This window comes from Azospirillum brasilense (assembly GCF_008365405.1).
GTDB classification, from domain to species: Bacteria; Pseudomonadota; Alphaproteobacteria; order Azospirillales; family Azospirillaceae; genus Azospirillum; species Azospirillum brasilense_D.
In genome coordinates this window covers 278,339-290,473 of sequence record NZ_QOKV01000004.1, presented here as the reverse complement: position 1 = coordinate 290,473, position 12,135 = coordinate 278,339, and the positions used below count along the sequence as shown (strand labels likewise).

Genomic DNA, 12,135 nt, shown 5'->3' with positions numbered 1-12,135 from the left:
GTCTTGCCGTGCCGGGACCTGCCGCCATCGGCTTATTTCAAAATGACCGGTCTGGCTACATTGGGCATATGCCGTGAAGCCGCCTTGCCGGTTGCGGTGCCATCCAGCTAGCCTCCCCTCGCGTTGCTTTGCTTGCGCTTCCGCGTGGCGCCACACCGGATCGCCGCACATGACCGCCGCACCGTCCATCGTCCTTCGCCGACCCGTTGCGCCCCGCGGCGCGGACCGGCGGCGGGCCCCCGACCGAGGAGCAGGAGTTCGCCTTATGACCACCGGCACCGTCAAATGGTTCAACACCACCAAGGGATATGGCTTCATCGCGCCGGAGGCCGGCGCCAAGGACGTGTTCGTGCACATCACGGCCGTGCAGAAGTCGGGTCTTCACGCCCTGTCCGAGGGCCAGCGCGTCGAGTTCGAGGTCGCGCGCGGCAACAACGGCAAGGACGCCGCGGTCAACATCAGCGTCATGGAGTGAAGCGACGTCATGACGTGACGTAGCCGCGGACCCGGTACGCCTCCACGGCTTCCCGGGTGAGGCGGGGAATGTCGCGGCACAGCGACGTCACCTCGCCCACCGCGTTGCTCCGGCAGGCCAGCTCCAGCGCCCGGGCGGCCGCCGACAGGTCGCGGGCGCCGAAGGTCCCCGCGGTACTCTTCAGCGTGTGGGCCTCCTTCGCCAGCCCGGTGAGATCGGCCGGGCCTCCCCCCGCCGCTTCCGCCCCGCCGCCGGCGATCCTCTCGGCCCGCTCCAGCGTCTCCTCCACGAACTGGCGGATGACATCGGCCAGAAGCTCCGCGTCGAGATCCCGGGCGAGCTGCTGCAGCACTTCCATATCCAGCACACCCACATCCACGATGCCCGCCGGGGCTGTGGCGGGGGCGTCCGACGGAACCGCGGGCGCGGCGCCTTCCGCCGGGGTGGCGTCCAGCCAGCGGGCCACGGTTTCCAGCAGATGCAGGCGGTCGATGGGCTTGGCGACATGCCCGTTCATCCCGGCCGCCAGGCAGCGTTCGCGGTCGCTGTCCATGGCGTCGGCGGTCATGGCGATGATCGGGACGGTGCCGGCCGGCGGCGGCAGGCCGCGCAGCCGGCGGGTGGCGGTCAGCCCGTCCATCTCCGGCATGGCGAGGTCCATCAGGACCAGCCCGTAGGGCGACGGGCCGGGCGCCGCGGCCTCCATCGCCTCCAGCGCTTCCCGCCCGTTGTTGGCGATGTCGACCCGATAGCCGGCGCCGCGCAGCAGCAGGGCGGCGACCATCTGGTTGGTCGGGCTGTCCTCGACGAGGAGAATCCGCTGGGCCGTTCCGGCCGTGGACGGGGTGGCCAAGCTTTTCAGAGACGGCGGCGCGGCGGGCGGTGCCTCCGTCACGCTCCGCCCGGTCACGGCGGCGAGCAGGCGGGAGGGCCGGGCCGGCTTCGTCACCGTAGCGTCGGCGCCGTTGCCATCCCCTCCCATGCTCCGGTGCGGCAGCGCGAGCCGGACGATCCGCCCGACGCCCCGCGCGCGCAGCCGGTCGGGCAGGGAACCGGCGACCGGTGTTTCCACGCTGCCGATCACCGCGGCGTCGGCAACGGGCGGGGTGCCGGCGTCCAGCCCCGCCACCATCGCCATCACGTCCGGCGCGCTGACCGTGGCGCCCCAGGAGCGGAGCTGTTCGGCCAGAGTCCGCCGGGCGACGGGATTGGACTCCAAAAGCAGCACCGTCTGTCCGGCCAACGGCGGCTCCGCGTCGGGGATCCGCGGCGTACCGGGCTCCAGCGTACCGGGCTCCAGCGGCCCGGGCTCCAGCGGCCCGGGCTCCAGCGGCAGGGTGAACCAGAAGCGGCTGCCTTGACCGGCGGCGCTGTCGAAGCCGATGCTTCCCCCCATCATCTCCACCAGGCGCTTGGAGATCGCCAGCCCCAGCCCGGCGCCGTCGTGGCGGCGCGACAGGCGGGGATGCACCTGTGAGAATTCGGTGAAGAGGTCGGCCTGCGCGTCCTGTGGAATGCCGATGCCGGTGTCGGCCACCTCGAAGCGCAGGCGTGGCGGCGCGCGGCCTTCGCCGTCCTGGTCCGACGCCACCGCCGACAGGGTGACGGCGACGCCGCCGTGGTCGGTGAATTTCACGGCGTTGCCGACGAGGTTCAGCAGGACCTGCCGCACCCGCCCCGAGTCGCCGCGCAACGCCGCCGGCAGGCCGCCGGGAACGCAGACGGCCAGCTCGATCCCCTTGGCGAAGGCGCGGGCGGCCTGCAGCTCGACCACGCTCTCCACCACCTCGGCGGGGGAGAAGCGGCCCGACTCCAGGGTCAGCTTCCCGGCCTCCATCTTGGAAATGTCCAGGACGTCGTTGAGCATGGACAGCAGCGCCTCTGCCGACTCGCGGGCGGTGCGGGCGTAGGCGCGCTGCTCCTCGCCCAGCGGGCCGTCCAGCAGGAGACCCAGCATGCCCAGGACGCCGTTCATCGGGGTGCGGATCTCGTGGCTGATGGTGCGCAGGAACTCCGACTTGGCCCGGCTCGCCAGTTCCGCCTGTTCCTTGGCGAGGCGGAGTTGCGCCTCGGTGCGGCGGTGGGCGGTGATGTCGCGGAACGACACCATCGCCATCGTCCGCCCGCGGTAGGGAACGTAGCGGGTCTCCCCCTGCACCGTCAGGCGCTCGCCGTTGCGGCGCAGGCAGACGGTCTCGAAGGGAGACTCGTCGCGGGCGCGGATGCGCCGCCAGGAGAGTTCGCGGTCCTCCGGCGCCATCAGCGCGGTGATGGACTGCCCCGTCAGCTCGTCCGGCGCATAGCCCAGGATGGCGGCGGCGGCGCGGTTGGCGTCGGCGATCACCCCCTGCTCATGGACCAGGATGCCGTCGATGGCGGCGTCCGACAGTTTGCGGAAGCGGTCCTCGCTCTCGCGCAGGGCTCGCTCCACCCGGCGGTGATCGGTGATGTCCGTGTAGGTCATCAGGACCGAGCGGTCGGGCAGGAAGCTGGCGGTGATCTCCAGGACCCGGCCGTCGGGGCGCGTGCGCTCGATGCGGCTGACTCCCTCGGGACGCAGGTTGGTCATATGGCGGGCGACGATCTCCGCCGTATCGCCGGGGCCGAACTCGCCGCGCTGGGCCATGAAGCGCAGGAAGCCGGGCATGCTCAGGCCGGGATGGAGCGCGTCGTCCGGCAGGTCGAGCATCTCCCGCAGGCGCCGGTTGCAGGTCAGGAAATGATAGTCCGCGCTCCACACCACGAGGCCCTGCGACATGGCGCTGAAGGTGGCCTCCAGCAGGTCGGACTTGTGGGCCAGTTCCTGCTCGCGCCGCTTCAACTCGCTGATGTCGGTGCGCAGCCCGACATAGCCGCCGTCGCTGGTCCGCCGCTCCTCGATCTTGAACCAGCGCCCGTCGCCGATCCGCAGCACTTGCGGCCCCTGCGGGTTGCGGTGCCGCTCCATCTCCCGCTCGACCCAGCGGTCGATGTCGCCGGGGCCGCAGTCGGGGTAATGGCCGGCGGCGGCGGCGCGGCGGATCAGCGATTCGAAGGTGATGCCGGGCTCCAGAGGCCCCAGCAGGGCGTAGATCTCGCGGAATCGGGCGTTGCATTGGACCAGCCGGTCATCGGCGTCGAACAGGGCGAAGCCCTCGTTGACGACCTCGATGGCTTCGGACAGGCGGCGGTGGGCGTCGGCCGCCCGGCTGTCGGCGGCGCGGGCCTCCGCCTGGGCGCGCCGGGTGGCCTCCCGTTCGTGCAGCACCGCCAGACCCATCACCACGCCGGCCAGCCCGATCCCGAAGAAGGGCCAGATCAGCTCGCCCGTTCCATGCTCCAGAAGATGCTGCAGCGTGTGCAGCGCGCTCGCCATCAGGAGGAGGAACGCGATCAGGGTGAGCCAGCTCCAACGGCGCAGCCGGCGGTGGGGGAACGGCATTCGGCGCTCCGCATCGGACGAAGCGAAAACGTTACGGCTTTTGCGCCTCCGGAGCAATGAATCCGGGGTCGGCGCGCAGCCGGCCGACGGCGCGGCGCCGCCCCAGCAGGCCGTGGCGCGGCCCGAACAGGACGGCCAGCGCCAGGATCAGCCCGGACGCCACCGCGATCATCCCCGCCGCGTTCAGCGAGTGCGACGCCCCCAGCAGCATCGGCCCGAAGGCGGCGGCGCCATAGCCGGCCAGCGCCGCCAGCACCCCCAGCGCGACGCTGAGCAGGATCTGCGCGGCCAGCCGGTCGGTCAGCAGGCGCGCCGCGGCGGGCGGGGCGATCAGCATGGCGATGACCAGGATGGAGCCCACCGCCTCGAAGGCGGCGATGGCCGTGGCGGCGACCAGAAGCACCACCCCGTAATGGAACAGCCCCGCCGGGATGCCCAGCGTGGAGGCCAGCGCCGGATCGAAGGTGGTGATCTTCAGCTCCTTGTAGAACAGCCCGACCAGCGCGACGCAGAGCGCGAAGACCGCGGCCAGCGTCAGCACCTCCCGCGGCAGGGCGGCCCACACCGCCGGGTCGGTCAGCGACTCCCAGCCCTTGGGGGCCAGCCACAGGATGGTCTCCAACTGGCCGTAGAGCACGCAGTCGGCGTCCAGATCGACCCCGCCGGCCGACGCCTGCTCGATCATCACCACGCCGGCGGCGAACATCACGGTGAAGACGACGCCCATGGCGGCGCCGGACTCCAGCCGGCCCAGCCGCCGCACCGCCTCGATCAGCAGGCCGGCCAGCGCCGCGGCGGCCAGCGCGCCGAGCATCATCGGCAGCGTCTCCCGCGTGCCGGCGACCAGGAAGCCGCCGACGATGCCGGGCAGGATGGCGTGGCTGACCGCGTCGCCCATCATCCCCTGGCGCCGCAGCACCAGGAAGTTGCCGACCAGCGCGCAGGCGGCGCAGGCCAGCACCGCGGCGAGCAGGGCGGGGGCGTCGATCTGAAGGAATTCCTGGACGTCGGGCATCATGACGGGGCGCTCCGCTCCTCCAGCAGCCGGACCATGTCGCCGGGCAGGACCGAGTCGATGGGGTCGACGCCCCAGTTGGCGTGGGCGGGCAGCAGGGCGGGATAGTCGGCCAGGAACCGCTCCCACAGCCGGCGGTCGCGCGCCGCCGCGCGGGCGGCGGTCTGCCCGGCGGGGGTGAGGGCGCCGTCCCGGGTGTAGCCGCGCAGGCGCAGCCAGAGCGCCACGGAGCCTTCCACCGGCCGGCCGTCCAAAAGGTCGGTCAGGGCGCGCCGCTCCGCGAAGGTCAGGCGCAGCCGCCCCTGGCGCAGCGCGGCGGCGACCAGCCCGCGCGCCGGGGCGAACAGGAAGCTGAGCAGGAAGAAACCCCCGGCGACCAGGACGATGACCGCCCCCGCCGGCAGCTTGGGCAGCAGGGCCGACAGGGTGGCGCCGAGCCAGCCGGACAGCGCGCCGATCACCGCCGCGGCGACGGTCAGGGCGGGCAGCCGGTCGGTCCAGAAGCGCGCCGCGGCGGGCGGGATGATGAGGAGCGCCACCACCAGGATCAGCCCCACCGTCTGGAGCCCGATCACCGTCACCAGAGTCGCCAGCCCCATCAGCACGAGGTCGAGCGCCCCCACCGGCCAGCCCTGCACGGCGGCGAAGCCGGGATCGAAGGCCAGCACCCGCAATTCCTTGAACAGCAGGGCGACGGCCAGCGCCGCTCCGGCGGCCAGCAGGCCGATGGCGATGGCTTCGCCCTGCGCCATGGCGGCGGTCTGGCCCAGGATGAAGGTCTTCAGCCCGGCCTGCCCACCCAGCTCCAGGTTCTGGATGACGCTGAGCAGCACGACGCCCAGCCCGAAGAAGACCGACAGCACCGCGCCGATCGCCGAATCCTCGGTCAGCCGGGTGAAGCGGGACAGCGCCTGCACGGTCAGCAGCCCGACCACCCCGCTGGCCACCGCCCCGGTCAGCAGCAGCGGCAGCGACCGTTCCGGCAGGCCGAGCACCGCCCCGACCAGGAAGGCGACGGCGATGCCGGGCAGGGTGGCGTGGCTCAGCGCGTCGCTGACCAGCGCGCGGCGGCGCAGCAGCAGGAAGGTGCCGACCGTCCCGCCGGCCAGCCCCAGCGCGGCGGTCCCGGCGACCACCACGGCGCTGTTGAAGCCGGACTGGAAGGTCAGGATGCGCAAGGCCTCATCGATCATGACGCCTCCGCCCCCAATGTCCCCAATGCCGCGGGGGCCGGCATCGGCCGCCCGCCGTAGGTGCGGGACAGCAGGTCGGGTGTCATCACCCGCGCGACCGGCCCCTGGGCGACCACCCGTGTGTTGAGCAGAAGCGCGTGGTCGAAATAGTCGCTGACCGTCTGGAGGTCGTGGTGGACGCAGATCACCGTCCGCCCGGCGGCGTCGAGGTCGCGCAGCACCTGAAGCACCGCGCGCTCCGTCGCCGCGTCCACCCCGGCAAAGGGCTCGTCCATGAAATAGAGCTGCGCCTCCTGCGCCAGCGCGCGGGCCAGGAAGACGCGCTGCTGCTGGCCGCCGGACAGCTGGCCGATCTGGCGCCGGGCGAAGTCGGCCATGCCCACCCGCTCCAGCGCGTGCAGCGCCGCCTCCCTGTGGGCGCGGGTGACCGGGCGGAACCAGCCGATCTTCCCGTAACGGCCCATCGCCACCACGTCGAGCGCCGAGACGGGGAAGTCCCAATCCACGCTTTCCCGCTGCGGCACATAGCCGATCAGGCGGCGCTGCTTCGCGATCGGGCGCCCGAACACCTCGACCGTTCCCGACACCCGCGGGACGAGCCCGAGGCACGCCTTGATCAGGGTCGACTTGCCCGCGCCGTTCGGCCCGACCACGGCGATCAGCCCGCCCGGCGGGGCGGCGTAATCGACGTTCCACAGCACCGGCCGGCGGTGGTAGGCGACGGTCAGGCCGCGGATCTCCAGGGGCGGCGGTCCGATGGGCGAGGCCTCTTCGGGGGCGGTGCGGCTGCCGGGGGTGCGCCAGAGATACTGCATGGTCCGTTCCTTCTCCGCCGCGTCAGCGCTGCGCCAGGGCGAGCTTGCCCTGAAAGCCGTCGGCCGGCGCCTCGCCGCCCAGCGCGCGGGCGATGGTCGTCACATTGTGGTCGATCATGCCGATGTAGGTGCCTTCATAGCTGCCCGGCGCGCCCATGGCGTCGGAGAACAGGGCGCCGCCCAGCGTCACCCGATGGCCGCGGGCCCCCGCCCCTTCGACCAGGGCGCGGACGTTGCGGTCGGACACGCTGGTTTCCGGGAAGACCGCCGGCACGCCGCGGTCCGCCAGCAGCGCGGCCAGTTCCTCGATGACCCGCAGCCCGGCCTCGGATTCCGTGCTGATCCCCTGGATGCCGCGCACCTCGATCCCGTAGGCACGGCCCAGATAGTTGAAGGCGTCGTGGGCGGTCACCAGCACGCGGGCCTTGCCGGGGATGGAGGCCAGGATGCGCCGGGCGTACGCGTCGAGCCGCGCCAGCTCCGCCCCGTACGCGTCGGCGTTGCGGGCGTACGTCTCGGTACCCGCGGGGTCGAGCCGCGCCAGCCCGTCGCGGATGGCCGGCAGGGTGCTGGCCCAGATTCCCACATCCATCCAGATGTGCGGGTCGTGGGCGCCCTCGAATTCGGGCGGGCTGAGCAGCCGCTCCTTGGGCACCGCATCGCCCAGCGCCACCACCGGCTTGCCGGACTCGCGCAGCCGGTCGAAGGCGGCGGTCATCTTGCCTTCCAGGTGCAGGCCGCTGATGAACACCGCGTCGGCCCGCAGCAGCTTCACCGTGTCGGAGCGGGTGGGCTTGAACAGGTGCGGATCGACGCCTTCGCCCATCAGCGCCTCCACCTCCGCCCGGTCGCCGGCCACCGCCCGCACGAGGTCGGCGACCATGCCGGTGGTAGCGACGATATGGGGCCGTTCACTTTCGGCCTGCGCCGCTACCGGCAAGAGGAGGCAAACGGCCAAGCCGACGGCCGCGATAAACTTCGTCAGGCTCTTCGTCGCGAAGGTTTTTGAACATATGTTCATATTCATTGGTCCTGACAAAGATCGGCAAGGTTAGGGCAGGCGGACCAAGTAAACGGGGCGGAGTGCATTTGCGTTCCACGAATATATGAAGCGCCTCTCCGGCCTTGCAAGGCGGCTCGTGACGATCCGTGTCTTACCGAACGGGGTGGAGTGCGCTACAGTGGCGGGATGATCGTGCTCTTTACGGATTTCGGGCTGTCCGGCCCCTACACCGGGCAGATGAAGGCGGTGCTGGCGCGGATGGCGCCGGGGCTGCCGGTCATCGACCTGTTCGCCGACGCGCCCGCCTTCGATCCGCAGCTGTCGGCCTATCTGCTGGCCGCCTACGCTCCGGAATTCCCGGCGGACAGCGTCTTCCTCTGCGTCGTCGACCCCGGCGTCGGGACCGACCGCCGCCCGCTGGTGGTGGAGGCCGACGGGCGCCGCTTCGTCGGGCCGGACAACGGCCTGTTCGAACTGCTGCGGCGGCGGGCCGGGTCGGTGCGCGCCTGGAGCATCGGCTGGCGGCCCGAGCGGCTGTCGGCCAGCTTCCACGGGCGGGACCTGTTCGCCCCGGTGGCGGCCAGCCTCGCCATGGGGAACCCGGTCGTGCTGGAGCCCGTCGCTCCGGCCAGCCTCGCGCGGCCCGACTGGCCGGACGATCTGGCGCGGATCGTCTATGTGGACGTCTACGGCAACGCCATGACCGGCCTGCGCGCCGACCGGCTGCCGGAGGACGCGGTGCTGCGGGCCGGCGGGCGCACGGTGCGCCGTGGCCGGACCTTCGCCGACGTCCCGGTGGGGGAGGCGCTGTGGTACGCGAACTCCAGCGGTCTGGCGGAGATCGCCGTCAACCGGGGCCGCGCCGACCGCGACGCCGGGCTGGCTGTGGGGATGCCGGTCGAATTGGTCCTATAGTCCGTCCAGGCAGCGGTCGAGCAGCGCCAGATCCACCGGGCGGGTCAGCACGGTGACCGGGCTGTTGCCCGGCTGGGTGTCCGGCGCGCCGGCGGTCAGGATGATCCGGGTGTGCGGGTAGAGCATGCAGGCCAGCGCCGCGGCCCGGTCCCCCTCGTCCTCCGGCATGCGGCGGCGCAGCAGGGCGACGGCCGGACCCTCCGCCCCGATGAGGCTCAGCGCTTCGAAGCCGCCGGACACCGTGGACACGGTGAAGCCGCGTTCGGCCAGATGGCGGGCCAGCGCGTTCCGCTGGGCGTGATCGTCGTCGGCGACGACGGCGTGGCGGTCCCCCTGGCCGGGCAGGCGGATGTTGGCGTCGATGGAAAAGCCGGTCGTCATGGGGGTCTCACCACGGGCTTCCCTGAAGCTCAGGAGTTTTCTACGCCACGCGGGTTCGGGTTGCAAATCCCTATGGCCGGCACGCGCCGTCTGATCAGCGGATATTGACGTCAGCGGATCTTGACGACGGTGGGGCGGTCGACGATGGACAGCATGGGCAGGTCGCTGGGGCGGTTGCCGTAGCCCCAGGTTTCGCCGAAGGGACCGTTGGCGGCGATCCAGCCGCGCACCCGCTCCTGCTTGTCCAGCCGGACGCAATTGCCGGTGCACAGCCGCCCGGTCAGGGTGCCGTCCTCCACCTCCATCCCCGTGGCGAGCAGGTCGTCGACGTCCAACCCGCGCAGCAGGGCCGGCATGTAGACGTCGAGCGCTCCGGTGGCGACGACCACCCGGCGCCCCTCGCGCCTGTGCATCTTCAGGGTTTCGACCAGCGGGGCGTGCCAGCGGATGCGGTGGACCAGCCGTTCCGCCGCGGCCAGCGCGTCGGCCACCGGAACGCCGCGCAGCGTCCGGCGCAGCAAAATGGTCTTGACCGATCCCGGAAAATCCACCCCCGGCCCGCGCCCGCGCGCGTGGCGGTGCAGACCGGAGCGCAGGGCGTCCAGAAAGGCCAGCCGGGCGCGGTTGCGCCCGATGACCTCGCCGATGAACATCAGCAGGCTGTCGCCGTGGATCAGCGTCCCGTCGAAGTCGAAGAAGGCCACCCCCGGCGCGATGGAGGCCAGGGGGCCGATTCCTCCGGTGGAGGGGCTGGAGACGATGACGTCGGGAATGGGAATGGCGCTGGTCTGCATGCGCCCTTATCCGGTGGAACGCGCCGCGTCACAAGCCAAATGCGTTGAGGAGGCCCGTCCGACGCAACTTAGTGCAGCGACGGGCTGGGGGAATCGTCCGCGTCCTCCGCCTCGACCAGCAGCTCGCCGGCGGCGATTTCTCCGGCGCATTCCTCCAGCCCCGCCTTCACGGCGATCAGGAGGTTGATGATCTCGCCGTTGTCCTGCTCCAGGATGCGCAGGCGCTCCTCCAGCTTGTCCAGACGGCGGGTGACGCTGTCGTTCAGCCGGTCGAGGCGGGCGAGAACCGGGTCGTTGTTCGTGTCGTCCATGGCGGCGGTTGATCCGTCGGTGATTCGTGTGTGTTCCTGAAGCTAGGACCACGCATCGCCTCTGGACAGACCCGCGCCCGGCGCAACCCGCAATTGATGGGATTATCGTCCGGATGGTGCCCGACGAGTCCAAAGGACTCAAGGAAGGGCACGCCCGGGCGTTACTCCCCCTCCGACGTGGTGGTGCGGCGGCGCAACGGAACACCATACAATTCAAGCCTATGGCCGAGCAGTTCATAGCCCAATTCGCGGGCTATGACTTCCTTCAGCCGTTCGAGATCTTCATTCTGGAACTCCACCACCTTTCCGGATTCGAGATCGATCAGGTGATGATGGTGCTCCGACCCGGCTTCCTCATAGCGGGCGCGGCCGTCGCCGAAGTCCAGCCGGTCGATGACGTTCGCATCCTCGAACAGGCGCATCGTGCGGTAGACGGTGGCGATGGAGATGCGCGGATCGATGGTGGATGCCCGGCGGTGAACCTCCTCCACGTCGGGGTGGTCGGCGGCCTCCGACAGCACGCGCGAGATCACGCGGCGCTGGTCGGTCATCTTCAGCCCTTTCTCGATGCAGAGCTGTTCGAGGCGCGAAGGCATGGAAGTCCCCTTGTTGTCGTCTCATGGGCGCGCGGACCGGCCCCTTGTGGCTTGGCACGTGTGGCCCCGGCCGCGCGTTGGCCGCCGTCCCTCCCCGGCACGGCCACCCGAATGCCCGAGCACCATACTGTGATTCGGAACCATTCACAAACGCCGACGTTTGGTGTCGGCTTACGGAAAGGGCGCGCGCCATGATGACCCTGGACATCCACCACACCACCACCTACCGCTACGCCAACCCGGTGACCTTCGGCGACCATCGCCTGATGTTCCGGCCCCGCGACAGCCACGATCTGCGGTTGATCGAAACGGGTCTGGTGATCAGCCCGCCGCCGGCCTCCGTCCGCTGGCTCCACGACGTGTTCGGCAATTCCATCGCGGTGGTGAGCTTCGACCAGCCGGCGACCGAGCTGCGCTTCGAAAGCCACATCCGGGTCGATCACTACCCGATGGGCGAGCTGGAATTCCCCATCGAGGACTACGCGCGCTCCTACCCCTTCAGCTATTCCGCGGAGGAGGTGCCGGACCTGGCGCTGACCACCCAGCGGCACTACCCGGACCCCGACCATCTGGTGGACGAATGGGCCCGGCAGTTCGTGACGCTGGGCGAGGGCGGGCCGCCCGACACGCAGGACATGCTGGTGTCGATGACCCGCGCCATCAAGGAAACCTTCACCTATCAGGCGCGCGACCTGGAGGGCACCCAGAGCCCGGTGGACACCCTGACCTGGAAGAGCGGTTCCTGCCGCGATTTCGCGCTTCTGATGATGGAGGCGGTGCGCTCGCTGGGCTTCGCGGCGCGCTTCGTGTCCGGTTACCTCTACGATCCCGCGCGGGATGGGCAGGATGGGGCGATGACCGGCGGCGGGGCGACCCACGCCTGGGTCGAGATCTACCTGCCGGGCTGCGGCTGGGTGGAGTTCGACCCGACCAACGGCATCGTCGGCGGCAAGAACCTGATCCGCGTCGCCGTTGCCCGGGACCCGTCGCAGGCGGTGCCGCTCGGCGGTTCCTGGACCGGGGCGCCGGCGGATTTCCTCGGCATGACGGTGGATGTGCAGGTCACGGCGACCGGCGGGACGGGCGCCGGCGGCGCTCCGCAGAACGCGGTGCCGGCGGCCGGAGCCGTCTGATACGGCAACCAATTGCAAACGAACGTCTGGCAGGATGGAGGGTCCGGGGCTGCTTCGGTTCCGGACCGACCGTCCCATCCGAC

The 12,135-nt window shown here is 71.0% G+C and carries 12 protein-coding genes; 3 read left to right on the top strand and 9 right to left on the bottom strand.

Translation table 11 applies throughout. The annotated features are described in order from the left end of the window. Positions 1-265: 265 nt before the first annotated feature. Positions 266-475, top strand: a complete 210-nt coding sequence (locus DS837_RS09890) for a cold-shock protein (RefSeq protein WP_014238764.1) — start codon at positions 266-268, stop codon at positions 473-475. A gap of 7 nt (positions 476-482) precedes the next feature. On the opposite strand, the gene DS837_RS09885 is transcribed toward DS837_RS09890, so the two are convergent. From DS837_RS09885 to DS837_RS09865, 5 genes are read right to left on the bottom strand one after another with little or no spacing between them, the layout of a single operon-like run. Beyond that, positions 483-3,896 carry a PAS-domain containing protein gene (locus DS837_RS09885; protein ID WP_149164572.1) on the bottom strand — a complete coding sequence of 1,138 codons (3,414 nt, stop codon included), beginning with the start codon at positions 3,894-3,896 and terminating at the stop codon, positions 483-485. Between the two features lie 31 nt (positions 3,897-3,927). Continuing rightward, a complete protein-coding gene (locus tag DS837_RS09880; protein ID WP_149164571.1) occupies positions 3,928-4,914 on the bottom strand; it encodes a metal ABC transporter permease in 987 nt (328 codons plus the stop codon). Next, positions 4,911-6,104: a metal ABC transporter permease gene (locus tag DS837_RS09875; protein WP_149164570.1), complete on the bottom strand. Its 1,194-nt coding sequence runs from the start codon at positions 6,102-6,104 to the stop codon at positions 4,911-4,913. Before DS837_RS09875 ends, DS837_RS09880 begins: the two co-directional genes overlap by 4 nt. Next, the gene (locus DS837_RS09870) at positions 6,101-6,919 is read right to left on the bottom strand and encodes a metal ABC transporter ATP-binding protein (protein WP_149164569.1); all 819 of its coding nucleotides are present in this window, start codon (positions 6,917-6,919) and stop codon (positions 6,101-6,103) included. The genes DS837_RS09875 and DS837_RS09870 overlap by 4 nt, the downstream gene beginning before the upstream one ends. A gap of 22 nt (positions 6,920-6,941) precedes the next feature. After that, positions 6,942-7,940: a metal ABC transporter solute-binding protein, Zn/Mn family gene (locus DS837_RS09865; RefSeq protein ID WP_149164568.1), complete on the bottom strand. Its 999-nt coding sequence runs from the start codon at positions 7,938-7,940 to the stop codon at positions 6,942-6,944. A 168-nt stretch (positions 7,941-8,108) separates the two neighbouring features. Here DS837_RS09865 and DS837_RS09860 point away from each other — a divergent pair, with 168 nt between their 5' ends. Continuing rightward, entirely contained in the window at positions 8,109-8,837 is a 729-nt protein-coding gene (locus DS837_RS09860; protein ID WP_149164567.1) for an SAM hydrolase/SAM-dependent halogenase family protein, read from the top strand. On the opposite strand, the gene DS837_RS09855 is transcribed toward DS837_RS09860, so the two are convergent. The 4 genes from DS837_RS09855 to DS837_RS09840 form a co-directional block, all read right to left on the bottom strand. After that, on the bottom strand, positions 8,832-9,218 hold the full coding sequence (locus tag DS837_RS09855) for a response regulator (protein WP_149164566.1): 387 nt from the start codon (positions 9,216-9,218) through the stop codon (positions 8,832-8,834). The two genes, DS837_RS09860 and DS837_RS09855, sit on opposite strands and share 6 nt — an antisense overlap. A gap of 110 nt (positions 9,219-9,328) precedes the next feature. After that, complete coding sequence (locus tag DS837_RS09850) at positions 9,329-10,012, bottom strand: HAD family hydrolase (protein WP_149164565.1); 684 nt, start codon at positions 10,010-10,012, stop codon at positions 9,329-9,331. A 68-nt stretch (positions 10,013-10,080) separates the two neighbouring features. Further along, positions 10,081-10,323, bottom strand: coding sequence for a hypothetical protein (locus tag DS837_RS09845; RefSeq protein ID WP_247889845.1), 243 nt, complete (start codon positions 10,321-10,323; stop codon positions 10,081-10,083). Between the two features lie 161 nt (positions 10,324-10,484). Next, complete coding sequence (locus DS837_RS09840; protein ID WP_035679968.1) at positions 10,485-10,919, bottom strand: Fur family transcriptional regulator; 435 nt, start codon at positions 10,917-10,919, stop codon at positions 10,485-10,487. A 191-nt stretch (positions 10,920-11,110) separates the two neighbouring features. Between DS837_RS09840 and DS837_RS09835 the strand changes: the two genes are divergently transcribed. Continuing rightward, positions 11,111-12,052, top strand: coding sequence for a transglutaminase family protein (locus DS837_RS09835; RefSeq protein WP_149164564.1), 942 nt, complete (start codon positions 11,111-11,113; stop codon positions 12,050-12,052). Positions 12,053-12,135 lie beyond the last annotated feature (83 nt).

Coding starts and splice junctions, on each gene's coding strand:
- DS837_RS09845 (WP_247889845.1), bottom strand. CDS start 10,323: ATGGACGACACGAACAACGACCCGGTTCTCGCCCGCCTCGACCGGCTG.
- DS837_RS09860 (WP_149164567.1), top strand. CDS start 8,109: ATGATCGTGCTCTTTACGGATTTCGGGCTGTCCGGCCCCTACACCGGG.
- DS837_RS09855 (WP_149164566.1), bottom strand. CDS start 9,218: ATGACGACCGGCTTTTCCATCGACGCCAACATCCGCCTGCCCGGCCAG.
- DS837_RS09890 (WP_014238764.1), top strand. CDS start 266: ATGACCACCGGCACCGTCAAATGGTTCAACACCACCAAGGGATATGGC.
- DS837_RS09885 (WP_149164572.1), bottom strand. CDS start 3,896: ATGCCGTTCCCCCACCGCCGGCTGCGCCGTTGGAGCTGGCTCACCCTG.
- DS837_RS09880 (WP_149164571.1), bottom strand. CDS start 4,914: ATGATGCCCGACGTCCAGGAATTCCTTCAGATCGACGCCCCCGCCCTG.
- DS837_RS09875 (WP_149164570.1), bottom strand. CDS start 6,104: ATGATCGATGAGGCCTTGCGCATCCTGACCTTCCAGTCCGGCTTCAAC.
- DS837_RS09840 (WP_035679968.1), bottom strand. CDS start 10,919: ATGCCTTCGCGCCTCGAACAGCTCTGCATCGAGAAAGGGCTGAAGATG.
- DS837_RS09850 (WP_149164565.1), bottom strand. CDS start 10,012: ATGCAGACCAGCGCCATTCCCATTCCCGACGTCATCGTCTCCAGCCCC.
- DS837_RS09870 (WP_149164569.1), bottom strand. CDS start 6,919: ATGCAGTATCTCTGGCGCACCCCCGGCAGCCGCACCGCCCCCGAAGAG.
- DS837_RS09865 (WP_149164568.1), bottom strand. CDS start 7,940: ATGAACATATGTTCAAAAACCTTCGCGACGAAGAGCCTGACGAAGTTT.
- DS837_RS09835 (WP_149164564.1), top strand. CDS start 11,111: ATGATGACCCTGGACATCCACCACACCACCACCTACCGCTACGCCAAC.